The sequence below is a fragment of the Bellilinea sp. genome (genome assembly GCF_053501535.1).
The window spans coordinates 103,788-129,676 of sequence record NZ_JBRCOK010000025.1 but is presented as its reverse complement, the minus strand read 5'-3'; the positions used below and the strand labels follow the sequence as shown (position 1 = coordinate 129,676).

Below are 25,889 nucleotides of genomic sequence, written 5' to 3'. Positions count from 1 at the left end.
TTTTGGGTAATGAAGATAGATATTGTAAAATCATTATACCCCACCGCAGAAAGTTGCCTTGCTGATGCTGGTGGTGATTTTCAGATGATATCCGAGTGATTTCTCAATTCAACCATGCCGAGATATTGGCCTGATTGGAGGTTGTGTTCTTGAGGTGATTTATTACGGAAATTTCCCGCCGGTATAGGCGGGTTAGTTTATAGAGTAAATGAGCGGTTGTCTCAGATTCGAGCAAATCTTGTTTTTCGTGCAGAGGAATTTGAAGCAAGGATGCGGCCATGTACAGTTTGACGAGAGGATCTTCTGGAAGGTCGAGATGATGGATTTCAACATGCAATTCTTCATCTGAGAGCGAGTTGAGCATCTGCAAATAGCGGAAGATCCAAGGTTGAAAATGGCGCACACCCCGCGCTACAGCTATGGTATGGGGTTCTTCCATCGGATATATTTCTACGGTAGCGGTCAGATAGGGCAGATCATAATTTAGAGAATGAATCTTAAATCGTTCCTCACCGATGGTCAGGATATTCATGCGGCCGTCTTCCAGTCTCTCCGCCTGAACAATATTTGCCGTGCAGCCAATGGTGTAAGGCTTGGCTAAGGGGCCTAATGCTTCCAACCCCTGCCGGATCAGTACCACGCCGAAGGGCTGATTTTCTGAGATACAACGCTGAATCATCAACCGATACCGAGCTTCAAAGATGTGTAACGGCAGCGGCATACCTGGAAATAAAACGGTGTGGAGAGGAAATAAACAAAGTTCACGCATAATGGATGATGGCTTTCTTATGTAACTTTAAAGCCAATTAAGAATTGTTACCAGTGCTTGTATGAGGTTTCTTCTGCATTATAATCACAGCATGGAATACGAACGCCCTCATATGGATTTTCCAACTGTTTTTCGGCTGAGAGTCATTGGAGCCAATCAAGATGATTTTGCCACATTTGTGATGGTTGAGGTGCGCAAGCATGTCCCTGATCTGACCGAGGATGGAATTGAGGCCAGACCAAGCAACGGTGGGAAGTACCTGGCGGTCAAAGTTTCTTTCGTTGCCGAGTCGCGCGAGCAGCTGGACGCAATTTATGCTCACCTCAGCGCACAAGATCGGGTTATTTACCTGTTGTAAGTGAGCCTGGGTAGAAGATAACGGCATATTTATGCCTGGCGGGCCTGCATCCACCGCCCGCTGATCGTTTTTTCAATCCATAAAATCCCCCGGTTGAAGAAAAGAGCCAACAAGCCGACAAAAATTGCCCCAATCCAGATTTTGTCCATTCTTCCTGCCTGAGCAATTCCCTCGAAAAGTAAAACGCCCAAACCTCCAGCTCCGAATTTAGCTCCGATTGTGGCAATAGCTACCGATATGACGGATGCCAACCGCACTCCCGCTAGAATTATCGGCAGGGCAATAGGAAGCTGGATTCTGGTGGCGATTTGTAATCGGCTCATGCCCATCCCGCGGGCAGCCTCCAGAATTGAGGGGTCTATACTCTTGAAGCCGGCAATGATATTTCTCAGCAAAATAATCTGGCTGTAAATTACCAGCGCAGCCATGACCGAGCGGGCATTCAATCCTAAAAATGGGATGAGGAAAATCATCATGGCAATGCTGGGAACGGTGTAAAGGATGTTGTTGAGCGGAATTAAGAAGCTGGAAAGGCGTGGAAAACGAAAGCTTAACCACCCCAATGGCAATGCTATTAAAAAGGCAATACCCACCGGAATGATTGCCAGCTGAAAATGTCGGAAAGTCAGCTGCAGGATGTAATCGAAGTTATTGAGCAGATATGTCATAGTCCTAATTCGAGAGGCAGCCCACTTTTCTCAATTCCTCAAATGTAATCAACCCAACCGGTTTTTCATCGTGTGTGACCACAACTACATCTGCTTTTGGGGCGAGCATAATGGAAAGCACTTGCTTCAGGTCTGTTCCAATCGGCACACGGGGTAGTTGATTGGGCTGGATAGTGGGATCAAGGGGCTGCATAACCGTTTCGACCCGTACCAGAGAAAGCTGACGAATGCGGTCATCAGAATTGAGCAACTGACGGACAAAATCACTGGCTGGATTTGCCAACAAGTTACAGGGGGTATCTTTCTGCACCAGTCTGCCTTTGTCCAGCACAATGATTTCATCAGCAATTTTCAGGGCTTCTTCCACATCATGGGTTACAAATAGAATGGTTTTTTTCAGTCGGCGCTGTAATTCAAGCAGTTGATCCTGTAAACTGGCCCGCGTAATCGCATCAATCGCCCCAAACGGTTCGTCCATGAGCATGACCTGAGGGTCAGCGGCGAGAGCGCGCGCCAGCCCAACCCGCTGCTGCTGGCCACCAGATAGTTGCGCCGGATAACGATTGCGATAGTCAAGCGGCAGGTGAATCAGATCAAGCAACTCATCAACCCGCTGGTTAATTCGCTGCCGCTCCCAGCCCAATAACTCCGGCACAACAGCGATATTTTTGGCAATGGTCAGGTGGGGGAAAAGGCCAACCTGTTGGATTACATAACCGATGTTGCGGCGTAACTGGTTAACCGGTATGGACTGAATATCAACTCCATCCAGTAAAATCTTTCCAGCGGTGGGCTCGTGCAGGCGGTTAACCATCTTAAGCAGGGTGGTCTTACCGCAGCCGGAAGGACCCAATAGAACTACAATGGATCCTTCCGGGATTTCCAACGTAATGTTGTCAACAGCAGGTGCAGGTGTGCCGGGATATTGTTTGCTGACATTGACAAATTTTATGGCTGACATTTCTGTTTACTTCAATAGACCTTGCTGCTGTAAGAATTCCTTTGCAACGTCGGCTGGTTCGCGCTGTTTGCCAGACACTTCATAATTCAACTTCTGCATGACTTCATCGGTCAAAAGCGGCGCTAATCCGTTCAAAATTTCAGCAATTTTTGGATTGGCGTCCAACACCTCTTTGCGAATTACGGGTGCTACCTGATAAGGCGGCCAGAGACCCTTGTCATCCCGCAGAATAACCAAATCAAAGGCGGCTATTTCCCCGTCAGTTCCAAAGGCAACGGTTACATCTGCTTGACCTTCGTTAATAGCCTGATAGCGAAGACCGGGATCAACGGATTTATACTCCTTGAAACTGAAATCGCCATATACCTGACGCATTCCGGGTAAGCCGTCTTCGCGTTCTTGGAATTCGGGTGGTCCTACCATAACCAGATTGGATGCCTGGGCAACTAAATCCGATATGGTTTCGATGCCCAATTCCTGGGCTTTGCTGCGTTTCATAGCTACCGCCTGAGTATTGTTCATTGGTGCCGGATCCAACCAGACCAAATTGAAGCGATTGGCGTATTCGCTTTTGACGGTATTGTACACGGCGGCAGGATCGGTATTGACGGGCAGTTTGAGCACGGTCAGTAAGCCGGTTCCGGTATATTCCGGATAAAGATCAATTTCGTTGGACTCCAACGCTTTTTGAGCGATTGGGGTGCCGCCGAGGTTCAACTTCCGTTCAACTTTGAAGCCGTTTGCTTCTAAAAGTTGGGCGTACATCTCGCCCAGAATGAATTGTTCGGTGAAATCTTTTGATGCTACGCGAATGACAGGCTGGGTGGAAGTGTTGCCGGCAGGGGAGCAGGATACCAGAATGACAAGTATGAAGAACATACCAAGCAGGATTTGTAAAACTTTTTTCATTTTCATTGGACACCTCTTTTTGTTATTCTTTCAAGTTTTGATAGGTTGGAGTGTTTTTTGAAGCAGGGCAAGCATGCCCTCTACCAGTAAAGTGATCAGGGCGACAGGAATTGCACCAACGAAGAGGATGCTGTAATCATAGAGGGCAAAGCCGCGTGTAATGTAGATACCCAAACCACCGCTGCCCACAAAAGCAGCAAGGGTTGCGCTGGCAATCACATCCACTGCCGAAATGCGAATGCCCGTCAAAATTACCGGAACGGCAAGCGGAAATTCAACCTTGAATAACCTTTGAAAAGACGACATACCCATACCTCTGGCCGCTTCAATAATGGCTGGCTCAAGGGTGCGGAAAGCGGCGTCAGTGTTAATCAAGACCGGCGGCATGGCCAGTATTGTCAGGGCTACGATTGCGGAGGTTGAGGTCAATCCGAGATAGGGAATAATCAGAAACAACACTGCCAGGCTGGGGATGACGCGTAAGCCATTAACCAGATTCAAGAGGGTGAGCGACGCAAAGCGTGATCTGGCTGTCCAGATGCCGAGGGGAACACAAATCACCACGGCAATTCCAATCGCGATACCAGCGAGAAGGAGATGATCTTTGACCGCCGCCCAAAATTCTGACTGGCGGTTGAAAAAATAAATATAACTTTGCAATAAAGTTTGAATGAGCGTTTCTACCAAAGTTCGCTACCTGCCTCGCCTTTGAAGGGACCAATCAGGTTCGAAGTAATCCAACCACCATAAAAATTACCGGGCTGTGGTTTTACCAGTTCCCCTTCAACAAAACATTGATCCATCCATTGCGGGTAAAAAGCAATGTGGTTCATTATGGCGGCGTAAGGAGGTGTCGGATTGGGATAGTACCAGGCTGCATTGCTGGCTACTTTTCCAGGCGTTTTGATTGTGTAATAGGAGGCCTGGCCTTTCCATTCACAATAAGAACGGCGCGAGGAGGGAATAAGAAATTCCATCAACACATCTTCCGGTGGGAAGTAGTATACCGGCGGGTGACTTGTTTCCAGTACGCGGTAGGCCTGTCTGGTTTCAGCCAGTTTGATCCCATCAAAATAAACCAACAGGTGCAGGGTGGTTAATTCAACTGACGGAGGTCGGGGGTAGTCCCATACCGATTCCGCTTTTAAAGGAGAATGGTCATTTAGGTTCATAATGGAATTTCCAATATTTTTTATTTTATGTTGAAAATTTCTCTTGTCAAACTATTGTATAAGAAAATTATAACCTATCGAATCTTACTTGTTGATAAATCTTGGTAATATAGTAATATATATAAAAATAATTCTGATTTGGAGACGTAAGATGAAGAAAAGTTGGGGTAAAAGACTCCAGTATTATTTTGATTATTTGTTTTCGCTTGGTCCGGGGGTGTTAATTGCCGCATTGGCCTTGTTTACGATGCTTCTGTCCCTAATAACTGCACTAATTCTGGTGGTAAGTCGTTTATCGCCCGGCGGGGAACCACCGTTTGATTTCATTGAAGGGTTGTGGTTCAGTTTTCTTGCCAATTTGGGAGAAGGTTCTGTGGCTGGAAGGGAATCGGTATGGACCTTCCGCTTTTTGACATTGGGATTGACACTGGCGAGTATCTTTATTGTATCAAACCTGATCGGTATTATTTCCAATGCGATCACTCAGAAGATTGAAAACTTGCGGCGCGGAAAATCGGCGGTCATTGAAAATGGTCATATTGTCGTTTTAGGGTGGTCCGAACAAGTTTTTACAATCATCCCTCAATTGTTTATTGCTGAAAATGGCTTGAAAAACAAGAAAATTGTTCTATTAGGAGATCGCGATAAGGTTGAAATGGAAGATCAAATTCGCAATCGAATTGGATCTGACGCATTACGCAGAGTGGTTTGCAGGAGCGGCAGTCCGATTGAAATGAGCGATCTGGAACTGACCAACCTCAATGAGGCAAGTGGAATCCTGGTGCTTACACCGGAAGGGGATAATCCGGATGCAGAAGTGGTCAAAACTGTACTTGCCATTACCAAAAACCATCAGCGAAAGAGTGATCCTTACAAAATTATCGCCGCATTGAAAGAAAACCAAAACCGTGAATTAGGCAAAATTGTTGGTAATGGAGAAGTTGAATGGATTTTTTCAGGGCAGGTAATTGCCCGATTGCTGGCACAAAGTTGTAATCAACCCGGGCTTTCCGTTGTCTATTCCGAACTGCTGGATTTTACCGGTGACGAAATTTACTTCATTGAGGACTCAAAATTGATAGGTCGAACCTACCGTGAGGCTTTAAGTAGTTTTCAAAAGGGTGTAGTGATTGGGCTACAAAAAGCCGAAAAAGTCACCCTCAATCCGGGGATGGAAACCATCCTTCGCCCGGGTGATCAACTGGTTGTTATTGCCAGTGATGAGCAAGGTTTAATTCAGGGGGAGCGGGGAGCGGTTCGGGATGAATGGATTGCATCCAATCATGCTGTTTCGAAAGCAAGTGAGAGTGTAATTATTCTGGGCTGGAGCGAACGCGGAAATGAATTGTTGGTGGAATTGAACAATTATTTTCCACCGAAATCAAAGGTTTGTATTGTCACGGATAAATTTGATTTACGTCAGGAATTAGAAGACGTATCATCCAGTCTTAAGAATCTAAAAGTCAGTTTTGAGAAAAAATCAATTCTCGATCGGAATGAATTAGAATCGCTCAAGCTGCAAAAATATGATCATGTCATTTTGCTCAGCAACGATGATCGAACTTTAAGCATCCAGCAGATCGATTCAAATACATTGTTTACCCTGTTACATATACGCAACATTGTGGAACAAGGAAAAGCAAAACTTTCGATTGCGACTGAAATTTTGGACGGTAGAAACAGCCGTCTCGCCGAAGTTGCCAAGGCGGATGATTTCATTGTCAGCGATCGACTCATCAGTTTGATGATGGCTCAAATTGTTTCAGACCGTCGCAGGAATGCCGTTTATGAGGACTTATTCAACCCGCAAGGCTCGGAAATTTACTTAAAGCCCGCTTGCGAGTATATCAAGACCGGTGTTGCGGTTAATTTTTACACTATTTTGGAAGCGGCTGCCCGAAAGAACGAAACGGCAATCGGCTACCGTCTTTCTTCGCTTTCAGAAGATGCCAAACGGTCATTTGGGGTGGTGATTAATCCCGAAAAGCGCGAAGAAGTGGTTTTTACCGAACAGGATAGAATTATTGTATTGGCCGAAAAATAGCCCCCAAGTTAGTGAAAATATGGCGTAGAACCTGCACCAGTGATTCAGGTTTATAAGATTCTCCACAAACCACCAGAACCATGGTTGGGTATTCTATGCTAACATTGTAAGAAAGAGATTTTTTGTTGTGAATCTGATCATGTCCGACCCTGTGGATCAGGAAATTCTGCTAGATGGAGCAGGTAAAGTAGAGGAATTGATCTCCTCTGCCTTACAGCGTGCTTTTGCGTTGCGTTATCAGGATCCGGCTCAAGCCGTGGAAATTTTAGAATTAACCTGCAAACAGCTGGAAAAGTACACACCAGTATCAGATGATGAACTGAAAAGAATTGGGGACTGTCAACAAGGGCAGGGTAAACTTTACTTACAGATTGGAAAGTTTGATCAGGCAATTGCGGTTCTGCAGCAGGCCCAATCCATCTATGAAAAAGTTGATCATAAAAAACAATTAGCCGCCGTTTACACCCTGCTGGGGCAGGCCTACCTGCATCTATCCAGTTTTGTAAATGCCCTGCAATACACGCTCAGCGGACTGGAACTGGCTCAGGAAATTGATGATCGGACAGTTGAGGGTCGGCTATTAATAAACCTGGCGAGCGTTTATATTGAACGAGAGGAATATGCCCGTGCGCTTCCATATGTTCTTCGGGCAACAAAGGATGCCGAGATCAGTCAAGATTTGCAATTTCAGGCTGAGGCTTTAGAAAAATCCTGTGTGGTTTATAGCGGCCTTGGAAATGCGGGAATGGCGCTGAGTGCCGGCATAAAGAGCCTGAATTTATTTGTGGACTTAAAAGAAAAATGGGGAGAGGCGAAAACGCTCAATTCCTTAGGACGGGCCTATTACAGCATGAAGGATTACCCGAAGGCGTTGGAATGTTTTGAGGACGCCCTCCGAATTACCCGACAAATATCCTCGCCTTATGAAAGTGTGGTGTCACTCATTCGGATTGGGCAGGTCTATGCAGAACAAGAACTTCCCGGACAGGCTTTGGAGCCGCTCCATGAAGCGTTGCAGGTCAGCGAGAAGATTCAATCACGCGGTCAGCAGGTGCAGTGCCATCAGTTACTTTCCTCGGTTTATCGTCAGGCCGTTCAATTCCAGCGGGCACTGGCTCATTATGAGCGTTTTCATGAAATAAAAGAACAGGTTTTCAACGATGAATCCGAGACCAAGCTCAAAAATTTAGAAGTTGTCTATCAGGTTGAAGAAGCCAGGAGGGAAGCGGAAAGGGAACAGTTAAAAAACATCGCACTCGAGCAAGAAATACAGGAACGTATTCAGGCTCAGCGCGCTTTGCAATCCGCAAATGAACAATTGCAAAAAGAGATTGCCATCCGGGAGCAGTTGATAGGCGATTTGAATGCCTTTGCGCGGATGGTGGCTCATGACTTGAAAGCACCGCTTCAGAATCAGGCCATCTTGACCCACATATTGGAATTAAAACTGAAAGCAATCAATGCACCTAAAGAAATTCTAGAATTAAATAGCCAGTTACAGCGAATTGTTCAAAAACAAGCCGAAATTATTCAGGAATTATTGACGCTGGCCAGTCTACGCAGCCAGGAAATTGTGTTGGTGCCACTGGATATGGAAAAAGTGATTCAAGAAGTCTTGAATCGGTTGAATTTTGTGATTGAGGATCATGGGGCGCAGATCAGCCTCCCTGCTCAATGGCCAGTTGCAATGGGATATGCTCCCTGGGTTGAGGAAATTTGGGCTAATTACATCACGAATGCCATCAAATACGGCGGTTTACCACCGCATGTACAATTAGGCGCAATTGCCGAAGGGGATGGATTTGTCCGTTTCTGGATTCAGGACAACGGAGATGGAATCAACCCCGAGGATCAGGCAAAGTTGTTTCAGGATTTCAGCCGGGTTGATCGAGGTCGTGCTGAAGGACATGGGTTGGGGCTTTCGATCGTTGCCCGAATTGTTGAAAAATTAGGCGGGAGAGTGGGAGTTGACAGCCGGGGAAGACCTGGAGAAGGAAGCCGCTTCTGGTTCACCCTGCGCGCAGCGGAGTAGTGTTTTTATATAATTTTTACCTGTAAGGCGTTTGTAAGTTTTTGTCTATAAAGTTTTAATAAATTCTGCCTATAAATAATATAAGAGTTCCTGGATTAATTATCAAGCGGTCAGGGTCATTCTAATTCAGGCAGAAAAGAAAAACCGTATTTAAATCCGTAACGACAAAGGCAAACCCGGTGAAAGCCGGCGACGCAAAGCTATGGGTCTAAGGGCTAAATGCCTATGACTGCCAGGCCGCCGAAAACGCGATTCCATGCATCCAATTACAGGCAGGGGAATCCTGCCGTATTTATTTAAATTGGCTGTGGTCGGTTTGCACCGGGCGCCTTTGTCAGAAAGGGTTGGACATGAGGCGCTCACTTATTTTTGCTCTGTTGATAACTATTATCTGGTTTGTGGGGCAAACATGTCTATCGCAGACTCAACCTGTTTCTGCTGATGCGGATGATTACCATGTGTTTCTACCGGTTTTGCTAAGTGGAAATGCAAACAATTCAAATTCTGAGCCGGAAACCACCTTTCCCAGTCTGACCCAGTTCGTGTCCACCGTAAAGAACGGAAATGGTCAAATCACTGGGGTGTATGTTGAAAAATTGATGGCCAATCCGGTGACTCAGCAGCCACAAGGTAATTACGAGTATATCTCCAACGATCCGAATACCATTACCCAATTCATGCTGACAACGCCGGAAGTAATTGGTTTGCTGGCCCATAACTATTTAGCCGGTAAGTCGTTTTTCGATATTAAAATTGGAGACAGTATTTTTATCATTGATGGTTACGGCGGGGTTGCTGAGTACCAGGTTGTTGAGATTGATTCGTATCAGGTTACAAAAATTGATGGTGTTGTAAAGTATTTGGATATCAACGAATATCAAGTATTAGATACTGCCCAGTTATTTGCAAAATTTTATATGGGCGAAAAACATTTAACCCTTCAGACTTGCATTGCTAAGGATGGTGACCCTGTGTGGGGACGACTGTTCATTACGGCCGTTCCAGTAAAATGAAGATATACTAATATGGGTGTTAAAATTGATGGTGTGGAGTTGTCCCAATGGTTTATTGGGAAATTGAAAGTCAATTGGGAAAAATTCTGTTGTCTTCGGATGGGGAAAATTTGCGGGGACTGTTTTTCTCGCCATTTGAATATCCTGTCCTAAACAGGTTGAAGTTGCCTCTCTTCGAGGAAACTGCAAAGCAACTAAACGCTTATTTCGCCGGGAAATTAACAACTTTCGACCTCCCGATTCGCCTTGAAGGAAGCCCGTTTCAGTTAAGGGTGTGGCAGGAATTGCTTAAGATTCCCTATGGAACGACGATCTCTTACAGACAATTGGCCGAGCGGGTAGGGGATGTAAAGTCCATTCGGGCAGTGGGCAGAGCCAATGGGCAAAACCCAATTCCAATTATTGTGCCTTGCCATCGGGTGATTGGGTCAAACGGAAAATTAATTGGTTATGGGGGTGGAATCGAAAGGAAGTTATTTCTATTGAAATTAGAACGAAGTATTCTTTTCAGTTGAGTTTTTTAATCTTTGATGACAAACAACCATCGGGTTAGTGATTAATAGCACTAAACGGATCTTTTGGGATTCGATACAATTCAAGTGGTTATTGCAAATAATTTGCAATAAGAACACCGAGGAAAGAACAATGGAATTTGATTTAGTCAATGCGGCGGAATCTCAAATTCATGCGTTGGGCGGCAGGATGACCAATCAGCGGCGGATGATTTTACAGGCTCTCATTGAATGTGCCGATCATCCCACCGCAGAAGAAATATATCAAAAAGTCAGAGAAAAGAATCCGGCTTTAAATCTTTCAACGGTTTACCGGACTTTACGATGGCTTGAGCAACATGGGTTGGTCAACATCCGTCGTTTTGACGATGAACCGCGCCTGGAACGATTTGATCCGGTTATTGAACATGGGGAGGATCACTTTCACTTTCGGTGCAGGAACTGCAACCAAATCACCGAATTTGATACACCGCTGATCAATGTGGTCAAGGCGCAGTTCGTGGATTGTTTTGGTGGCGAGATTGAAAATGCCACACTGGTTTTATATGGTTTGTGTTCGGAATGTTTTAAAAAATCTTAACCTTTTTGAGGTATTGTATTGATGGCAGCCTGTCACGTAGCGCACCCAATCAAAGAGTTTGGTAATGGAAGCTGTGTTGCCCTGGTCGGTAACCCCAATGTGGGTAAGTCCGTTTTATTTCATCGGCTGACCGGCCAGTATGTCATCGTTTCGAATTATCCTGGTACTACAGTTGAAGTTTCGCAAGGAAAACTACGCAGGATGGAGGGGGTTACTCTAATTGACACTCCAGGCGTAATAGGATTCCCTTCGCGGAGCGAGGATGAGCAAGTTACCGAGAGAGTGTTGTTCAATGATAATTTACGCACGGTTATTCAGGTGGGAGATGCCAAAAATCTGCGTCGAACATTGCATTTGACCATCCAGCTGGCAGAAATGGGTTTACCGTTGGTGCTGGCGTTGAATATGATGGATGAAGCCCGCATGCGCGGTTTGGAGATTCGCACGGAAGTCATGGAGCAGGCGTTTGGTATTCCCATCATCCAGACCGTAGCAACACGCGGTAGAGGAATTGCAGAGGTCGAGGCTGCGATTCACGCCGCCCGACCTGTCAATCTGAAGATTGAATACCCGCAGGAAATTGAGCAAGCTCTTTCCCGGATGGAAGAATTGGAATTTCAAGCGCCTATCTCCAAACGAGCGCTTTCACTGTTGTGGTTGGCGAAAGATAGTGTTTGTGAAAAATGGATCCAAGAAAACACAACCGCTGCAGTACAGGATCAAATGGTAAAAATTCGCAGCGAACTGTCTGAAATATTTTCCGAAGGGGTGGAATATGTCATCCAAAAATCTCGGGAAAGTTTCATTGAAAAACTGGTTCGTCAATCATTTGAGGAAACGAACAGTGCAAAAACCAGCGGAATACGATTGGGTTATCTGACCACTCACCCATTGTGGGGCGTCCCAATTCTGTTGAGTGTTTTATACGCCATGTACTGGTTTGTAGGGGTTTTTGGTGCAGGTACGCTGGTTGGTCTGCTGGAAGAGAATCTGTTTGGGGAAATCATCAATCCATGGCTGATTGGGATGAGTGAAAAGATCATTCCGTGGGAGATAGTACGCAGCTTTCTGGTGGGGGAGTATGGGTTGTGGACAATGGGGGTGACCTATGCCCTGGCGCTTCTCCTGCCGATAATTGTGACCTTTTTTATTGCTTTTGGTATTTTGGAGGATTCTGGTTATTTACCGCGAGTGGCGGTCTTGAGCAACCGCTTATTCTCCTCAATCGGTCTAAATGGTCAGGCGGTTTTACCGATGGTGTTGGGGTTGGGGTGTGTAACCATGGCAACCATGACAACGCGGATTTTAAACCGTCCGCGCGACAGAATTCTCGTAACCCTTTTGCTGGCATTGGCGATTCCCTGTTCGGCGCAATTGGGTGTCGTCATGGGAATGCTAGCAGCCATATCGTTCAGTGCGGCTTTGATTTGGGTAGGAGTCATTTTGCTGGTGTTGTTGCTGGTAGGGTGGCTGGCTGCAAGAGTGATTCCCGGTGAAAGATCTCCCCTGATTGTCGAGCTGCCGCCCTTAAGGATGCCGGTGTTCACCAATGTTATCTTTAAGACACTGGCCCGGGTGGAATGGTACATCAAAGAAGCTGTACCCCTCTTTTTACTGGGAACAGTGCTTTTGTTCGTGCTGGATACAATTCATGTATTGCCGGCTTTGATTGAATTCCTGAGGCCAGTTGTGACTGGATGGTTGGGCCTCCCTTCTGAAGCGGCTACTGCGCTCATCATGGGCTTCTTACGGCGAGATTTTGCGGCAACCGGATTTTTTGTGATGCAATCGCAGGGTCATTTGAGTGATTTGCAGGCACTTGTCTCGATTACAACCATTACGCTCTTCATTCCGTGCATTGCATCGGTCTTTATGATGGTAAAAGAACGCGGTTTGAGGGTGGCGTTAGGAATGGTTGCTTTTATCTTCCCATTTTCGATTTTGGTTGGTGGGTTGTTAATGCGTCTGCTAAGCGGCTTGGGTTGGGGAATGTAAAATGGCAGGAGCATCTGTGAAAATTCATTCAGTCAAAAATAATTCCAATGAGCCGCTTTTGATCAAATGTGCGGTTTGCGGAATGGAGTATGATCCGGTTGAAAATCCATCCTGTGGAACTTGTCCATTGCACCGCGGCTGTTCAATGACCTGTTGCCCGCAATGCGGAAGTTCGAACATCAATGTTCACCAATCCAGGTTGGTTAACTTCACAAAAAGACTATTTTCGGGAGGCAAACGTGTTTCATCATAGAAGAAGGCAACGATGTGCGCGAGGCTTTGAAGCGAACGAGCATTGCATGATGTTGTGTCAGGTTGCCCCGGGGCGCGAGGTTAAAATCCGCGAGATGAAAGGGTTGCAATCCCCCTATCGGGGTCATTTACAGGCTTACGGATTGCTTCCCGGGCGATGTATTCGGGTCATATCACAAAATCCAGTGACCATCATTCAAGTTGAGCAGATGGAACTTGCCTTTGAAAAAAGTGTCGCCGAGGGCATCCTGGTTGAACCGGTGAATGGATCGTAAAACTTAAGAAACCTTAAAAATTATCCCCTTGTATTGACAAGGGGATTTAATTTTTGCTATACTGAAAGTGCTTTCATAAAAGTACTTTCAGTATAGCGAGATTTCCCCTGAAAAAATGCTCTCTCGTAAAAATTCCCCCACTATTTACGATGTTGCCCGCTCCGCGGGTGTGAGCATTTCTACAGTTTCGCGCGTCTTGAATAATCCGGAGAGAGTTAACGAATCTACCCGCTTGCATGTACTGGCAACTATTGACGAATTGGGTTTTGTGCCCAAAGCCGAGGCACGGGCGAGGGCTTTGCGTTCCTCCGGTAGAGTGGGTGTCATCACCCCTTTTTTTACCGCACCTTCTTTTGTTCAACGACTAAGAGGTGTGGCTTCTGTTCTGACAGAATCGAATTACGAGCTGGTGATTTTCACGGTAGATACACTGGAACGCCTGCAGCATTATCTGGATACTATTCCACTGACCCATAATTTAGATGGGTTAATTCTCATCTCGGTCAGGATAGATGAGAAAACGGCCGATCGAATCGTTCAACACAAATTGGAAACGGTTTTGATTGAGTATCCTCTGAAGGTTTTCAGCAGTGTGGAGATTGATGATGAGGAAGGTGGAAAAATAGCTGCCCGATATCTGTTAGGCAAGGGATATACTGAATTTGCTTTTGTAGGTGAAACCAATTTTCCCAAGTATGGGATCAATCCCATCAGTTCACGGTTGAAGGGTTTTCAAGAGGTATTAAAGGAGTCGGACATACAATTTTCTGAGGCTCAGGTATGGGAAACCCCTTATCATGTGGATGCAACCCGTTTTGTTGCGTTAGAAAGGTTGAAAACGGCAAAATTACCGCTTGCCATATTTTCGGCAACTGATCTTCAAGCCATAGGGGTAATCAAAGCCGCCAGACAACTTGGATACCGCATTCCGGAGGATGTTGCCATTTTGGGTTTTGATGATTTGGATATTGCAGACTACATGGAGCTTTCAACCGTCCGCCAACCTCTTGATGAATCCGGTCGGGTAGCCGCGGAACTGCTGTTTTCGAGAATGCTCGACTCCACCCGACCGATTCAACATATTCGTTTACCGTTGTCTTTGATTGAGCGTGGGACGACGTGATACTGGATGCTACCGAAATTGAAAGGAGGTGATTAATCCAGAAAACCGCCGAAAAATTTTGTAGATATGGCCAATTTGGCATGTCGTTCTGTCCAAAAATTGATTCTTGGAGGAGAAAATGAAAAACCGTTTCTGGCAAATAATAACAATTCTGATGGTTGCTGCGCTGGTGCTGGCTGCCTGCGCACAACCGACTGCTGCACCTACCCAGCCGCCTGCCAGCGCAGGTGGTTCCTTCCTCGACCGGGCTTTTGCGGGTGAGTTCAAGGGTACGGTGGTCACAATGGCCGGCCCCTTCACCGACAACGATGCGGTCAAGTTTGAACAATCGGTAAAGGATTTTGAGGATAAAACCGGAATTGACATTCAATACGAAGGCTCAAAGGAATTTGAAGCTTCCATATCCATTCGTATTGATGGCGGCAATCCCCCCGATATCGTAGACTTTCCACAGCCGGGGCTGCTTGCGACCTTTGCTGCCAAAGGTAAGGCAATTGATGTCAGCACCTTCCTGGACATGGAGAAGTTGAAGAAGAATTACAACCAATCCTGGCTGGATATGGCTATGATGGACAGCCCCAGTGGCAAGATCATGGCCGGGGTGTGGGGCCGCGTCAATGGCAAGTCGCTGGTGTGGTATCCCAAGAAAGCTTTTGAGGAAGCGGGTTATAAGATCCCGACCACATGGGATGAATTGCTGGCGTTGAGCGAAGAAATCAAAAATGACGGTGATGCCCCGTGGTGTGTTGGTATCGAATCCGGTGCTGCTACCGGCTGGCCGATGACCGACTGGATTGAGGAAACCATGCTGCGCACCACTTCGCTTGAAAATTACGACAAGTGGGTGAAAGGTGAATTGAAGTTCGATTCACCTGAAGTGCGCAACGCCATTGAAAAAGTTGCCGAAATCTGGTTCACCGATGGTTATGTTTACGGTGGCCGGCAGGCAATTGCTACAACCTTCTTTGGTGACGCCCCGAAACCGATGTTTGATAATCCACCCAAGTGCTGGCTGCACAAACAGGGCAACTTCATCACCACCTTCTTCCCCGAAGGTCTGACCGCCGGTGTGGATTATGACTTCTTCTACTTTCCGCCGATTGACCCCGCCTACGGAAAGCCCGTGCTGGTGGCTGGCGATATTTACGCCATGTTCAATGATCGTCCGGAAGTTCGCGCCGTAATGGAATACTTCACCACGGGTGCTTCGGTTGAAGGCTGGGTGCGCGCTGGCGGCGCAATTTCACCGCATCTCGATTCCAGCCTTGACTGGTATTCAAACGAAGTGGATCGCGGCGTTGCCGAAATCATCCTCAACGCTACCTCGGTGCGCTTTGATGGCTCAGACTTGATGCCCGGCGCAGTAGGTGCAGGCTCCTTCTGGAAGAGCATGACCTCATATGTATCTGGTGCGATTGATCTGGATACCGCGTTGAGGGACATTGATGCCTCCTGGCCGAAATAACTCAATCAGTCTATCTGTCTGAGAGGAGTTTGAGGCTCGAGTAAATTGGAGGGGCAGGTGATGCTGATAGGGGATAACCTGCCCCTCTCATCCCCGGATGAATATATAATCTTTTTCAAAGGTCCTTTTGTAAAGAAAGGAGCGCATGATGCAGAACCAGCCAAGAGTAAATGCGGGTAACCAAATTATCCATTGGTTGACCACCGGGGTGGGGAGAATACTTGTTTCGATTTTTGTCCCTCTGGTCACTTTTCTGGTACTGTGGCGTGGTTTTATCTTTCTACGAGACAGTAATGCCCCTCAATTCATCATCGTATTGGTCGCTGTCGTGTGGGGAGTGGGAGGGGTAGCGCTCCTGTATGGTGTGTCCAACTGGCTGGTGGAGAAGCTCTCCGGCGAGTGGGTACGGCGGCTTCAACCGTTTATCTTTATTGGCCCAGCCGTCGCGATTTTATTCTGGTACCTTTTTCTGCCAACCATTCGAACCCTAATTTTGAGTTTTCAGGATGGGTTGGCTAGAAATTTTGTTGGGATTGAAAATTATATTTTTGCCTTTACTGACCGGGTCATGCTGGAGGCATTCCGCAATAATTTGTTGTGGATGATTCTGGGCACCGGCTTCAGTGTCGGTTTGGGTTTGCTGATCGCCGTGCTTGCCGATCGCACCCCTTTGGAAAAAGTCTATAAAGCCATCATTTTCATGCCAATGGCGATATCCTTTGTCGGCGCAGGTGTGATCTGGAAATTTGTATACGCATACCGGGGTGAAGGTGTTGGTATACAGGAGATAGGTTTATTGAATGCCATTGTGATCGGCTTGGGAGGTAAAGCTCAGCCGTGGTTGTTGAATCCACCCATCAATAACCTTTTTCTCATTGTGATCATGGTATGGCTGCAAACCGGTTATGCGATGGTCATCTTATCATCTGCAATCAAAGGTATACCTTCGGAATTGTTAGAAGCGGCGAGGGTGGATGGTGCCAACGAATTTCAGGTATTCTTTCAAATCATGGTGCCGACCATTCAAAGCACGCTTTTGACAGTCACTACAACCATTGTCATATTTAGTTTGAAACTATTTGATATTGTACGGGTCATGACAGGGGGGAATTACGGAACAAATGTCATTGCCAACGAATTTTATCTTCAGCAATTTACCTATAATCACTCCGGAAGGGCATCAGCGATTGCGATTGTGCTATTGATAGCGGTCATTCCGGTAATGATCTACAATCTCCGCCAGTTCCGCGAAAGGAGGGCTTTCTAATGGCTACAAAACAAGCCAGTCAAAAGGGTCAAAAACGGTTGGGCAGCCTTTTCGTCAATGGCGTGCTGATCTTGATCTGCCTGATCTGGTTAATTCCAACCATTGGAGTATTCATCACCTCTTTCCGGAACAGTGAAGATATTTACAGCAGCGGCTGGTGGACAGTGTTTCCGCATCGTGGCTGGGTAAAGGTCGAAGAAGTCCGTGTACCTGAGACCATTGATGTGGATCAACCGTTTGAAGTAGCCGGAATAACTGCCGATTTTGCCACGTTGCGTCAAGGAGTTGTAACACCGGATGGTCGCAAAATCACCTGGATCGGTAATAAAAGGTCGCGGCTGGTGATTGTGGAAGAAAGGAAGTGGGTTGGGTTTTCAGCGCGGTTAACCCTGGATAATTATCGGGATACTTTGAGTGGAAAAGAAATTCGTTTTCGTGATGCTTCGGGAAATGAAATTACCCGCAAGGGAAACAACCTTGGAGGTGCTTTCCTTAACTCCATAGCCGTGGCGGTTCCTTCCACCATCATTCCAATCTTGATTGCAGCTTTTGCGGCGTATGGCTTTGCTTGGCTCAATTTTCCGGGTAGAAAATTGTTGTTTACGCTGGTGGTAGCCTTACTGGTGGTTCCGCTGCAAATTGCGCTCGTGCCGATCCTGAGGGATTACACCCAATTGAATTTGAACGGTACATACCTTGCCATGTGGCTGGCTCATACCGGTTTTGGATTGCCACTGGCAGTCTACCTGTTGTTTAATTACATTGGCTCTCTACCGCGCGATATTTTAGAGTCAGCTTTCATTGATGGGGCTTCGCACTTTACCATTTTCACCCGGCTGATTTTACCGCTATCCATTCCGGCACTGGCGTCTTTTGCCATTTTCCAGTTTTTATGGGTGTGGAATGATTATCTGGTTGCGCTGGTGTTCCTGGGCGATCAAAACCGGGTTGTTACCAGTGCGCTGGCGGCGATGGTGGGTGAAAAAGGACAGGACTGGCATTTGCTCACTTCGGGCGCATTTGTCAGCATGATTTTACCCTTGACGGTATTCTTTGCCTTACAACGTTACTTCGTGCGCGGTTTGATGGCAGGTTCTGTCAAAGGATAAAGCAGAAAGGAATCAGGTTTATGGATCTTTCCAGAGAGTCGAAAAGGACCCTGGATCGGCTAGAACCGCGTCTTGAGACGCGGTTTGCCGATTACATCTCCAAACATCCGGAAGAATGGCAAGTTTTTGAAGCTCGTCTAAACCGGCATTTTGAAGATCTTTTTCGAATTCTTCATCATCTTTACGGTGAACATTACGATTTCTTTTATCACATCGAAGAATTACTGGGTGTGCTCGCTAGTTACTGGGCTCAACGAAGCGTTGAATTAAAAACATTGGATGCAGAGCGAGAAAACAATCCGGACTGGTTCCAATCCAATCAAATGTTGGGGGGTGTCTGTTATGTAGATTTGTTTGCCGGTAATTTGAAGGGAGTTCAGGAAAAAATCCCTTATTTCAAAGAGTTGGGATTGACCTATTTGCACCTGATGCCGCTATTCCGCTGCCCGGAAGGGGAAAATGACGGCGGTTATGCCATTTCCAGTTACCGGGAGGTGAACCCTGCCCTGGGAAGCATGCAGGAGTTATCCAATCTGGCCCGTTTGTTACGTGGGCAAGGAATCAGTCTGGTGTTGGATTTTGTGTTCAATCACACCTCAAATGAACATGAATGGGCGCTCAAAGCACGGGCGGGAGACCCGGATTATCAATCCTTTTATTACATGTTTGACGATCGCTTAATGCCAGATGCGTATGAACGTACGTTACGTGAAATTTTCCCGGAAGAACACCCCGGTGCTTTTACTTATTTCCCTGAGATTGGCAAGTGGGTGTGGACAACATTCCACTCCAATCAATGGGATTTGAATTATTCGAATCCGGTGGTCTTCAATCGTATGGCAGAGGAAATGCTTTTTCTCGCCAATGCCGGTGTGGAAGTATTGCGTCTGGATGCGGTTGCGTTCCTTTGGAAGCAAATGGGCACCAATTGTGAAAACCTGCCAGAAGCCCACATGCTCATTCAAGCCTTCAATTCAATTGCGCGAATATCTGCCCCGGCGTTGATTTTTAAGTCGGAAGCAATAGTTCACCCGGATGAGGTGGTGCGCTATATTCACCCAAAAGAATGTCAAATTTCCTATAATCCGCTGTTAATGGCTTTATTGTGGAATACACTGGCAACCCGCCAGACCGATTTGCTCACCTTTTCGATGCAGGAGCGTTTTAAAATTCACCCACGATGTGCATGGGTCAATTATGTGCGTTGTCACGATGATATCGGATGGACTTTTTCAGACGAAGATGCAGCTCAATTGGGGATAAATGGGTTTGATCATCGTCGTTTTTTGAACGAGTTTTATACGGGTAAGTTCCCGGGCAGTTTTGCAAGGGGATTGCCATTTCAGGAAAATCCGCGCACGGGCGATGCCAGGATTTCGGGTACCTGCGCTTCGTTAGCAGGTTTGGAAAAGGCAATTTACCAGGAAACCGAACGCGAAGTGGAACTGGCGCTGCGGAGGATTTTGCTGATTCACAGCGTCATCCTTTCCATTGGAGGAATCCCCTTAATTTATTTGGGGGATGAAATTGCAACTTTGAATGATTACCGCTACCGTGAGGATCCGGCAAAAGTAAGGGATTCTCGCTGGGTACACCGCCCTTTCGCAGATTGGGAGAAATACAAGCGGCGTCATGATGAAACTACAATGGAGGGTAAACTATACAGCCGGTTGAGAAGATTAATTCAATTGAGAAAGGAAATTATGGCGTTTGGTGGCGCCCAAACGGAAATCCTTACCCTTCGATCCAAACACCTTTTCTCGTATGTGCGTCAACTTCAAAACGAGCGAGTACTGGCAATTTGCAATTTCAGTGAGCAGCCGCAAATCATTGACGGAAATGAAATCCGTCTGCATGGGTTGGGATATCACTTTGTTGATCTGGTCAGCGGTCAACCGTATTCAACAATCAATGATTTAATGCTGGAACCCTACCAGTTTGTTTGGTTAAAGGTCGATTCCTGATCAGGATTGGACAGCAAGTTCTGCAATGCGCACAATGACCTGAACGGCCTTTTCCATCGATTCAACGGGGATAAATTCATACCGTCCATGGTAATTGTGCCCGCCATTGAAGATATTGGGGCAGGGTAATCCCATGTAAGACAACCTTGCTCCGTCTGTGCCACCACGCACCGGCCGAATAATGGGGCTAACCCCCACATCCAGCATGGCCTGTTTCGCCAGGTCAATGATGTGCATGACCGGCAGGATTTTTTCTTTCATGTTGTAATAGCTGTCACGCAGATCCACTTTGATTCGTTCTGACCCATAGTATTCATTTTGATACTGGATGGCGCGAATAAGAATTGCCTTCATTTCTTCAAATTTCTGGCGGTCATGTTCGCGGATGATGTAGCGCATCTCAGCAGCGTCCACATTACCATAAATATTAGTCAGGTGGAAAAATCCTTCATAGTGATCGGTATGTTCGGGGCGGAGGTGAGGCGGTAACATCTGATGAAGATTGATGGCGATTTGTAGAGCGTTAATCATCTGGTTTTTGGCAGTGCCGGGGTGTACGTTGCGCCCCTGAATGAAAATTTTTGCATTGGCGGCGTTAAAGTTTTCATACTGCAATTCACCAATTTCACCGCCATCCATGGTGTAGGCAAAATCAGCGTTGAACTTTTTAACATCAAATCGGTCAGCTCCCCGCCCAATTTCTTCATCCGGGGTAAAGCCGACCCGAATGGCTGCATGGGGTATTTCCGGGTGCTGAGCGAGATATTCGACGGCTGCCATTATTTCCGCGATTCCAGCTTTATCATCTGCACCGAGCAGGGTATTGCCATCCGTTGTAATCAGGGTTTGGCCCACATATTTATTCAGGATGGGGAAGTCCTGCGGAGAGAGAACAATATTTTTCTCGGTATTGAGTAGAATATCGCCACCTTTATAGGAAACGATTTGCGGGTTGACGTTTTCACCGGTCATATCCGGGTTGGTATCCAGATGGGCGATAAAACCGATGGTAGGCGCATTCTCTACATTAGCGGGCAAGGTTGCCATCACATAACCGTTTTCATCCAGCGAAATGTCCACCAGGCCAATTTGTTTCAGTTCTTCAACCAGCAGTCTTGCCAGGTCTAATTGCCGGCTGGTGCTGGGAAAAGTGTCCGAAGCCGGATCGGATTCGGTGAAAATTTTTGCATAGCGGATAAAACGATCAACAACAGAGGTTTTCAAGGGTCAACTCCTGAGCAGGTTAATCGGGTTGATTATACCCCAACAAAACACTACAGATGGATTTGGTTCGTTTTGGTTTGTGAGATAATAAAAGTGAAAATTCGGTCAGAGTGAAGTGGATGCAATAAGGGTAAAGTGTATCGTTTACAACTTAAGAATTTTTGTGCAAGAAAGGTTTTACGAAATGAAAGAATATGCCATTCCTATGGTGCCCGGACCAACCACCGTTCCACAAATCATCCTGGAGGCGATGAGCAAAGATTACCCATCACCAGACCTGGAGATGGAATTTCTGGATTTATACAATCAAACCGAAGAAATGTTGAAGCGTCTGTATGAAACAAATAACCGGGTTGTCATTCATACCGGTGAAGGGATGATGGCATTGTGGGGGGCTTTAAAAAGCGCGATCAGGCCGGGTGATCGGGTTCTGGCATTGGCCAGTGGTGTGTTCGGTTACGGCATAGCCGAAATGGCCGCTTCCATCGGCGCAGAAGTCAAAATTTATGGGGTCGAATATGACCAAACTCTGAAAGATTGGGATGAGGTTGAGAAGGCGATTCAAGCCTTTCGGCCGAAGATGATCACCGCCGTGCACTGCGAAACGCCTTCAGGAACCCTGAATCCGCTGGAAATGGTGGGTTTATTAAAACAAAAATACGAAGTCCCGTTATTTTATGTGGATGCAGTTGCCAGTTTGGGCGGTACACCGGTTAAGACAGATGAATGGGCGATTGACCTGTGTTTGGGCGGTTCGCAAAAAGTGCTTTCTGCTCCGCCGCTAGCCGCATTTGTTGCCGTTAGCCCTGGCGCCTGGGACGTTATCAAACAAGTTGGATATGTCGGTTATGATGCTCTTTTGCCTTTTTATGATGCCCAGGAGAAGTTTTACTTTCCATACACTCCGAACTGGCATGGCGTTGCAGCGATTCATCAGGCTGTAAAAATGATCTTCGATGAGGGTTTGGATGTAGTTTTCCAGCGGCATGAAACGGTTGCCAGCCACTGCCGCAGTGAATTAGAGTCGATGGGATTAAAATTGTTCCCGGCAAGAGATGCGCAACCTTCACCGACCGTGACAGCGGTTTATGTGCCGGAAAAATTTAGCTGGTCTGAACTGGATCGCCGGTTTCGCGAAAAAGGGCTGGCTACAGGCGGTTCCTATGGTCCTCTGGCGGGTAAAATCTTCCGGCTCGGTCACATGGGCAGTCAGGCAAGCATGGAGTTGGTGGACAAAGCTCTCAAGGTGATTAGAGAGGTGGTAACCTCTTCATAATTTGAGTGCTTTTTGTACAGCCGTGCGGAGCACTTCGTACTCTGGCATTCCGCGGAAACCTTTAGAGGTTGGGTAAACCCGGCAGCCCAGAAAATAGTTTTCCTGCTCGCTTGGGAACAAGTCTTGTCCATCAATATAAAACGAGGGTGAACCGGTAAATTTTCGCTTGGTCGCTTCTTCGTCAGACTCAACTTTGTAGAGATGAATTTCCTCGTTGATGTTCAAATCCTTCAAAACCCGTTCGAAGAGTTCGAGCGCATTCTCCCAATTGGGGCAGTCATGAAAGTAGAGAAGTTCAATTTTTGACATTGCTCCTCGCCAGTTGTTTTGAATCTTTACAGCAGTGATCGGTTGAATGAATTTTACCCCTGTGTTTTCAGGCCAAGGGTGGTAGCGATGATCATTTTTTGCATTTCGGAGGTGCCGGAATAAATCTTGGTGCCAATTGCATCCCTTAAGTAACGCTCGATTTCAAAATCTGTCGTGTAGCCATAACCGCCAAATACTTGAATGGCGTCCAGGAAAGTTTGAATGGCGGCTTCGCTGGTAACCAGTTTGGCAATGGATGCCGGCATGGTTGGATCTCCATGTTCTAGTTCCCATGCGGCTTTGTAAATCAGCAGGCGTGCCGATTCAAGACGCACCTGCATGTCCACAATTTTTCCTGAAATGGCTTGATAAGCAGAGATGGGTTTTCCAAACTGTACTCTTTCGTTAGCATAACGCACACATTCTTCAATTTGACGCTGCATTGCCCCCAAAAAAGGCGCAAGGATGAGCGCGCGTTCCCAAAACATGATTCTTGAGAATACCCTGGAACCGCTGCTTGGGCTTCCAATAACGTTGGAGGCGGGGATGCGGGCATCGCGAAAAATGACATCTGCCATCGGTGAAGTCCTTGATCCCATCTTCTCCATGTGTGATTCTACCGAGACCCCCGGGGTGGAACCTTCGACTGCGAAACAGGTAATGCCGGCGAAACCGTATTTTTTATTGATAGTAGCAAAAGTGATAAAGAAATCCGCTACCGGTGCATTGGTGACGAAGGTTTTACTTCCGTTAAGGATGAAATTGTCTCCGTCTTTTACTGCCGTTGTGGACATAGACATGGCATCCGACCCGGCGGCCGGCTCAGAAATGGCATGTGCACCAACCCATTCACCGGAGATCAGTTTTGGCAGGTATTTTTGCTTGATTTCTTCATTGCCAAAGAGAAGTAAAGGCATTTCAACCGCCCAGATGTGAGCACCAATCGAGAGGAAGATGCTGGTGTCTTTACTCCCATAACCAAAACCTTCCAGAACGCGCGTGACGGTGAGAGCATCCAACCCTAACCCACCGTATTTTTCGGGGATGATCATTCCCAACAATCCAAGGTCTGCGCAGGCTTGCCACTTTTCTTTGGAGAAGTGCTGATTGCGGTCTTCCTCAATCAGGTTGTGATTCATTTTTTTCTGAGCAAATTCTATTGCCTGATGATACAGGTCTTCCTGTTCCTGTGTCCATTCGAAGTTCATTTTTCGCCTCTTTTATCAAAAATATCCACAATTGATTGTACATTAACCTTCCGTAGAAATCCTTTGATTTGTCTAATAATTTGCGGAAAAAACCAAAATTGGATGTGTTACAATCCTTTGAGGAATATTTTGACGAAGAAGTAAAAAATGATAGGAGAAAGGAATGAAGGTTGCTTTTTTACATTACTCTGCTCCGCCGGTGGTAGGGGGAGTAGAGAATGTGATGGCCAGTCAGGCCGAATGTTTAAATAACTTTGGGTATGATGTTGAAATTATCTGCGGCAGGGGAAGCCAGTGGCATCCGCGCATTGAGGTAATAAATTATCCCCTGTTAGATTCCCGGAATCCACAAATCCTTGAATTGAAGAAAAGCCTTGACCGAGGTGAAGTCAGGGAGGATTTCGACCAAACCGTTGACCAAATTTTCAACTGGCTGAAAGATGCACTTACCGATACCAGGTTATTGATTGCCCATAATGTAGCCTCTCAGCATAAAAATCTGGCTTTGACGGCTGCACTTAAACGGCTGGTTTCTTCAAGACAGGAGAAGCTTTCCGTCATTTTATGGCACCATGATTTTGCATGGACAGCGAACCAGTATTCGGCGGAGTTATATCCATCCTATCCATGGATTTTGGGTAAAATCGCGTGGGAGGGTGTAACGCACGTTGTTGTTTCGGAAGCCCGGAAGAAGGAAATGGTGCAATTGACAGGCATTGATGATGGCAAAGTTCGGGTAATTCCAGCCGGAATCAATCAAAAAAGTTTGATCGGTTTAACCGATGAACTATACCGGTTGGCAACCCAGCATCATTTTTTGTCTGCTGATCCATTGATATTGATGCCTATCCGCGTTACCCGTAGAAAAAACCTTGAGATGGCGTTACATATTACCGCTCATCTCAAACACAGGCTTTCGGCATTAAAACTGGTGGTGACCGGTCCGATTGGCGCGCATAATCCCACCAATGAACAATATTTGAAAGAATTGGTGGAACTCAGAAGAAAGCTTGATCTGGAAAATCAGGTAATTTTTCTTGCCGAATATTTTCCGAACGGCATTTCGGAGGATTGGATAGGCTCTTTTTATAGAATGGCGGATGTGCTTTTATTGACCAGTAAAGAAGAAGGTTTTGGCATTCCCATATTGGAAGCTGGTTTGGGCCGCTTAATAATTTTTTGCAGTGATATCCCACCGCTGCGGGCATTGGCTGATGGTTCTGCAACACTGTTTTCATTAAAGGATTCCCCTGAAATTGTGGCTGAAAAGATGATTGAAAAATTGACCCATGACCCGATTTATTCTTTCAGAGCCAGAGTGAAAAGAGAATTCACGTGGGAGGCTATATACAAGAATAAAATTGCCCCTTTAATCAGGGATGTTCTTCAAACAGGGTGAGGTGT

The 25,889-nt window shown here is 46.4% G+C and carries 24 protein-coding genes and 1 riboswitch; of the genes, 15 read left to right on the top strand and 9 right to left on the bottom strand.

Annotated features, from left to right (window positions below; all coding sequences use genetic code 11):
• Positions 1-103 precede the first annotated feature (103 nt).
• Positions 104-769 (bottom strand): LON peptidase substrate-binding domain-containing protein, encoded by a 666-nt coding sequence (locus tag ACWIZX_RS02480; protein WP_322793087.1) that lies wholly within the window; start codon positions 767-769, stop codon positions 104-106.
• A gap of 112 nt (positions 770-881) precedes the next feature.
• Between ACWIZX_RS02480 and ACWIZX_RS02475 the strand changes: the two genes are divergently transcribed.
• Positions 882-1,127 (top strand): YbeD family protein, encoded by a 246-nt coding sequence (locus tag ACWIZX_RS02475; protein WP_322793086.1) that lies wholly within the window; start codon positions 882-884, stop codon positions 1,125-1,127.
• Positions 1,128-1,156: 29 nt separating this feature from the next.
• On the opposite strand, the gene ACWIZX_RS02470 is transcribed toward ACWIZX_RS02475, so the two are convergent.
• The 5 genes from ACWIZX_RS02470 to ACWIZX_RS02450 are packed head-to-tail and all read right to left on the bottom strand — an operon-like array spanning position 1,157 to position 4,837.
• Entirely contained in the window at positions 1,157-1,795 is a 639-nt protein-coding gene (locus ACWIZX_RS02470) for an ABC transporter permease (protein ID WP_448334708.1), read from the bottom strand.
• A 4-nt stretch (positions 1,796-1,799) separates the two neighbouring features.
• On the bottom strand, positions 1,800-2,756 hold the full coding sequence (locus ACWIZX_RS02465) for an ABC transporter ATP-binding protein (protein WP_448334707.1): 957 nt from the start codon (positions 2,754-2,756) through the stop codon (positions 1,800-1,802).
• Between the two features lie 6 nt (positions 2,757-2,762).
• Positions 2,763-3,665: a glycine betaine ABC transporter substrate-binding protein gene (locus ACWIZX_RS02460; RefSeq protein WP_448334745.1), complete on the bottom strand. Its 903-nt coding sequence runs from the start codon at positions 3,663-3,665 to the stop codon at positions 2,763-2,765.
• 30 nt (positions 3,666-3,695) lie between these two features.
• The gene (locus tag ACWIZX_RS02455; protein ID WP_322793082.1) at positions 3,696-4,352 is read right to left on the bottom strand and encodes an ABC transporter permease; all 657 of its coding nucleotides are present in this window, start codon (positions 4,350-4,352) and stop codon (positions 3,696-3,698) included.
• Entirely contained in the window at positions 4,346-4,837 is a 492-nt protein-coding gene (locus tag ACWIZX_RS02450) for a DUF427 domain-containing protein (RefSeq protein ID WP_322793081.1), read from the bottom strand. The genes ACWIZX_RS02455 and ACWIZX_RS02450 overlap by 7 nt, the downstream gene beginning before the upstream one ends.
• 88 nt (positions 4,838-4,925) lie before the next feature.
• On the opposite strand from ACWIZX_RS02450, the gene ACWIZX_RS02445 reads away from it, so the two are divergent.
• From ACWIZX_RS02445 to ACWIZX_RS02390, 12 genes are all read left to right on the top strand, one after another.
• The gene (locus ACWIZX_RS02445; RefSeq protein WP_448334706.1) at positions 4,926-6,881 is read left to right on the top strand and encodes a CASTOR/POLLUX-related putative ion channel; all 1,956 of its coding nucleotides are present in this window, start codon (positions 4,926-4,928) and stop codon (positions 6,879-6,881) included.
• Positions 6,882-7,020: 139 nt separating this feature from the next.
• On the top strand, positions 7,021-8,913 hold the full coding sequence (locus ACWIZX_RS02440) for a tetratricopeptide repeat-containing sensor histidine kinase (protein ID WP_322793079.1): 1,893 nt from the start codon (positions 7,021-7,023) through the stop codon (positions 8,911-8,913).
• A gap of 159 nt (positions 8,914-9,072) precedes the next feature.
• Positions 9,073-9,158: riboswitch (cyclic di-GMP riboswitch) on the top strand.
• Positions 9,159-9,263: 105 nt separating this feature from the next.
• Complete coding sequence (locus ACWIZX_RS02435) at positions 9,264-9,926, top strand: hypothetical protein (protein ID WP_448334705.1); 663 nt, start codon at positions 9,264-9,266, stop codon at positions 9,924-9,926.
• 47 nt (positions 9,927-9,973) lie between these two features.
• Positions 9,974-10,441: a methylated-DNA--[protein]-cysteine S-methyltransferase gene (locus ACWIZX_RS02430; protein WP_448334704.1), complete on the top strand. Its 468-nt coding sequence runs from the start codon at positions 9,974-9,976 to the stop codon at positions 10,439-10,441.
• A gap of 130 nt (positions 10,442-10,571) precedes the next feature.
• Complete coding sequence (locus ACWIZX_RS02425) at positions 10,572-11,018, top strand: Fur family transcriptional regulator (protein WP_322793218.1); 447 nt, start codon at positions 10,572-10,574, stop codon at positions 11,016-11,018.
• Between the two features lie 21 nt (positions 11,019-11,039).
• Positions 11,040-13,013, top strand: a complete 1,974-nt coding sequence (feoB, locus tag ACWIZX_RS02420) for a ferrous iron transport protein B (RefSeq protein WP_322793217.1) — start codon at positions 11,040-11,042, stop codon at positions 13,011-13,013.
• 299 nt (positions 13,014-13,312) lie between these two features.
• Positions 13,313-13,540 (top strand): FeoA family protein, encoded by a 228-nt coding sequence (locus ACWIZX_RS02415; RefSeq protein ID WP_448334703.1) that lies wholly within the window; start codon positions 13,313-13,315, stop codon positions 13,538-13,540.
• Positions 13,541-13,655: 115 nt separating this feature from the next.
• Positions 13,656-14,663, top strand: coding sequence for a LacI family DNA-binding transcriptional regulator (locus ACWIZX_RS02410; RefSeq protein WP_322792334.1), 1,008 nt, complete (start codon positions 13,656-13,658; stop codon positions 14,661-14,663).
• 118 nt (positions 14,664-14,781) lie between these two features.
• Positions 14,782-16,128: an ABC transporter substrate-binding protein gene (locus ACWIZX_RS02405; RefSeq protein ID WP_448334702.1), complete on the top strand. Its 1,347-nt coding sequence runs from the start codon at positions 14,782-14,784 to the stop codon at positions 16,126-16,128.
• A gap of 148 nt (positions 16,129-16,276) precedes the next feature.
• The gene (locus ACWIZX_RS02400; RefSeq protein ID WP_448334744.1) at positions 16,277-17,395 is read left to right on the top strand and encodes a carbohydrate ABC transporter permease; all 1,119 of its coding nucleotides are present in this window, start codon (positions 16,277-16,279) and stop codon (positions 17,393-17,395) included.
• On the top strand, positions 17,395-18,504 hold the full coding sequence (locus tag ACWIZX_RS02395; protein WP_322792331.1) for a carbohydrate ABC transporter permease: 1,110 nt from the start codon (positions 17,395-17,397) through the stop codon (positions 18,502-18,504). Before ACWIZX_RS02400 ends, ACWIZX_RS02395 begins: the two co-directional genes overlap by 1 nt.
• 20 nt (positions 18,505-18,524) lie before the next feature.
• A complete protein-coding gene (locus tag ACWIZX_RS02390; RefSeq protein WP_448334701.1) occupies positions 18,525-20,468 on the top strand; it encodes an alpha-amylase family glycosyl hydrolase in 1,944 nt (647 codons plus the stop codon).
• Here ACWIZX_RS02390 and pepT read toward each other — a convergent pair whose 3' ends face one another.
• Positions 20,469-21,692: a peptidase T gene (pepT, locus tag ACWIZX_RS02385; RefSeq protein WP_448334700.1), complete on the bottom strand. Its 1,224-nt coding sequence runs from the start codon at positions 21,690-21,692 to the stop codon at positions 20,469-20,471. It lies immediately after the preceding gene.
• Between the two features lie 184 nt (positions 21,693-21,876).
• Here pepT and ACWIZX_RS02380 point away from each other — a divergent pair, with 184 nt between their 5' ends.
• Entirely contained in the window at positions 21,877-22,968 is a 1,092-nt protein-coding gene (locus ACWIZX_RS02380) for a pyridoxal-phosphate-dependent aminotransferase family protein (protein ID WP_322792021.1), read from the top strand.
• Here the strand turns inward: ACWIZX_RS02380 and ACWIZX_RS02375 are convergent.
• Both ACWIZX_RS02375 and ACWIZX_RS02370 read right to left on the bottom strand, forming a co-directional pair.
• Positions 22,963-23,277, bottom strand: coding sequence for a DF family (seleno)protein (locus tag ACWIZX_RS02375; protein WP_322792022.1), 315 nt, complete (start codon positions 23,275-23,277; stop codon positions 22,963-22,965). The two genes, ACWIZX_RS02380 and ACWIZX_RS02375, sit on opposite strands and share 6 nt — an antisense overlap.
• 53 nt (positions 23,278-23,330) lie before the next feature.
• A complete protein-coding gene (locus ACWIZX_RS02370) occupies positions 23,331-24,485 on the bottom strand; it encodes an acyl-CoA dehydrogenase family protein (RefSeq protein ID WP_322792023.1) in 1,155 nt (384 codons plus the stop codon).
• A gap of 163 nt (positions 24,486-24,648) precedes the next feature.
• Here ACWIZX_RS02370 and ACWIZX_RS02365 point away from each other — a divergent pair, with 163 nt between their 5' ends.
• Entirely contained in the window at positions 24,649-25,884 is a 1,236-nt protein-coding gene (locus tag ACWIZX_RS02365; RefSeq protein ID WP_448334699.1) for a glycosyltransferase family 4 protein, read from the top strand.
• Positions 25,885-25,889: the final 5 nt, after the last annotated feature.

Coding starts and splice junctions, on each gene's coding strand:
- ACWIZX_RS02480 (WP_322793087.1), bottom strand. CDS start 769: ATGCGTGAACTTTGTTTATTTCCTCTCCACACCGTTTTATTTCCAGGT.
- ACWIZX_RS02475 (WP_322793086.1), top strand. CDS start 882: ATGGATTTTCCAACTGTTTTTCGGCTGAGAGTCATTGGAGCCAATCAA.
- ACWIZX_RS02470 (WP_448334708.1), bottom strand. CDS start 1,795: ATGACATATCTGCTCAATAACTTCGATTACATCCTGCAGCTGACTTTC.
- ACWIZX_RS02465 (WP_448334707.1), bottom strand. CDS start 2,756: ATGTCAGCCATAAAATTTGTCAATGTCAGCAAACAATATCCCGGCACA.
- ACWIZX_RS02460 (WP_448334745.1), bottom strand. CDS start 3,665: ATGAAAAAAGTTTTACAAATCCTGCTTGGTATGTTCTTCATACTTGTC.
- ACWIZX_RS02450 (WP_322793081.1), bottom strand. CDS start 4,837: ATGAACCTAAATGACCATTCTCCTTTAAAAGCGGAATCGGTATGGGAC.
- ACWIZX_RS02440 (WP_322793079.1), top strand. CDS start 7,021: ATGTCCGACCCTGTGGATCAGGAAATTCTGCTAGATGGAGCAGGTAAA.
- ACWIZX_RS02435 (WP_448334705.1), top strand. CDS start 9,264: ATGAGGCGCTCACTTATTTTTGCTCTGTTGATAACTATTATCTGGTTT.
- ACWIZX_RS02430 (WP_448334704.1), top strand. CDS start 9,974: ATGGTTTATTGGGAAATTGAAAGTCAATTGGGAAAAATTCTGTTGTCT.
- ACWIZX_RS02425 (WP_322793218.1), top strand. CDS start 10,572: ATGGAATTTGATTTAGTCAATGCGGCGGAATCTCAAATTCATGCGTTG.
- feoB (WP_322793217.1), top strand. CDS start 11,040: ATGGCAGCCTGTCACGTAGCGCACCCAATCAAAGAGTTTGGTAATGGA.
- ACWIZX_RS02415 (WP_448334703.1), top strand. CDS start 13,313: ATGATGTTGTGTCAGGTTGCCCCGGGGCGCGAGGTTAAAATCCGCGAG.
- ACWIZX_RS02410 (WP_322792334.1), top strand. CDS start 13,656: ATGCTCTCTCGTAAAAATTCCCCCACTATTTACGATGTTGCCCGCTCC.
- ACWIZX_RS02405 (WP_448334702.1), top strand. CDS start 14,782: ATGAAAAACCGTTTCTGGCAAATAATAACAATTCTGATGGTTGCTGCG.
- ACWIZX_RS02400 (WP_448334744.1), top strand. CDS start 16,277: ATGCAGAACCAGCCAAGAGTAAATGCGGGTAACCAAATTATCCATTGG.
- ACWIZX_RS02395 (WP_322792331.1), top strand. CDS start 17,395: ATGGCTACAAAACAAGCCAGTCAAAAGGGTCAAAAACGGTTGGGCAGC.
- ACWIZX_RS02390 (WP_448334701.1), top strand. CDS start 18,525: ATGGATCTTTCCAGAGAGTCGAAAAGGACCCTGGATCGGCTAGAACCG.
- ACWIZX_RS02380 (WP_322792021.1), top strand. CDS start 21,877: ATGAAAGAATATGCCATTCCTATGGTGCCCGGACCAACCACCGTTCCA.
- ACWIZX_RS02375 (WP_322792022.1), bottom strand. CDS start 23,277: ATGTCAAAAATTGAACTTCTCTACTTTCATGACTGCCCCAATTGGGAG.
- ACWIZX_RS02370 (WP_322792023.1), bottom strand. CDS start 24,485: ATGAACTTCGAATGGACACAGGAACAGGAAGACCTGTATCATCAGGCA.
- ACWIZX_RS02365 (WP_448334699.1), top strand. CDS start 24,649: ATGAAGGTTGCTTTTTTACATTACTCTGCTCCGCCGGTGGTAGGGGGA.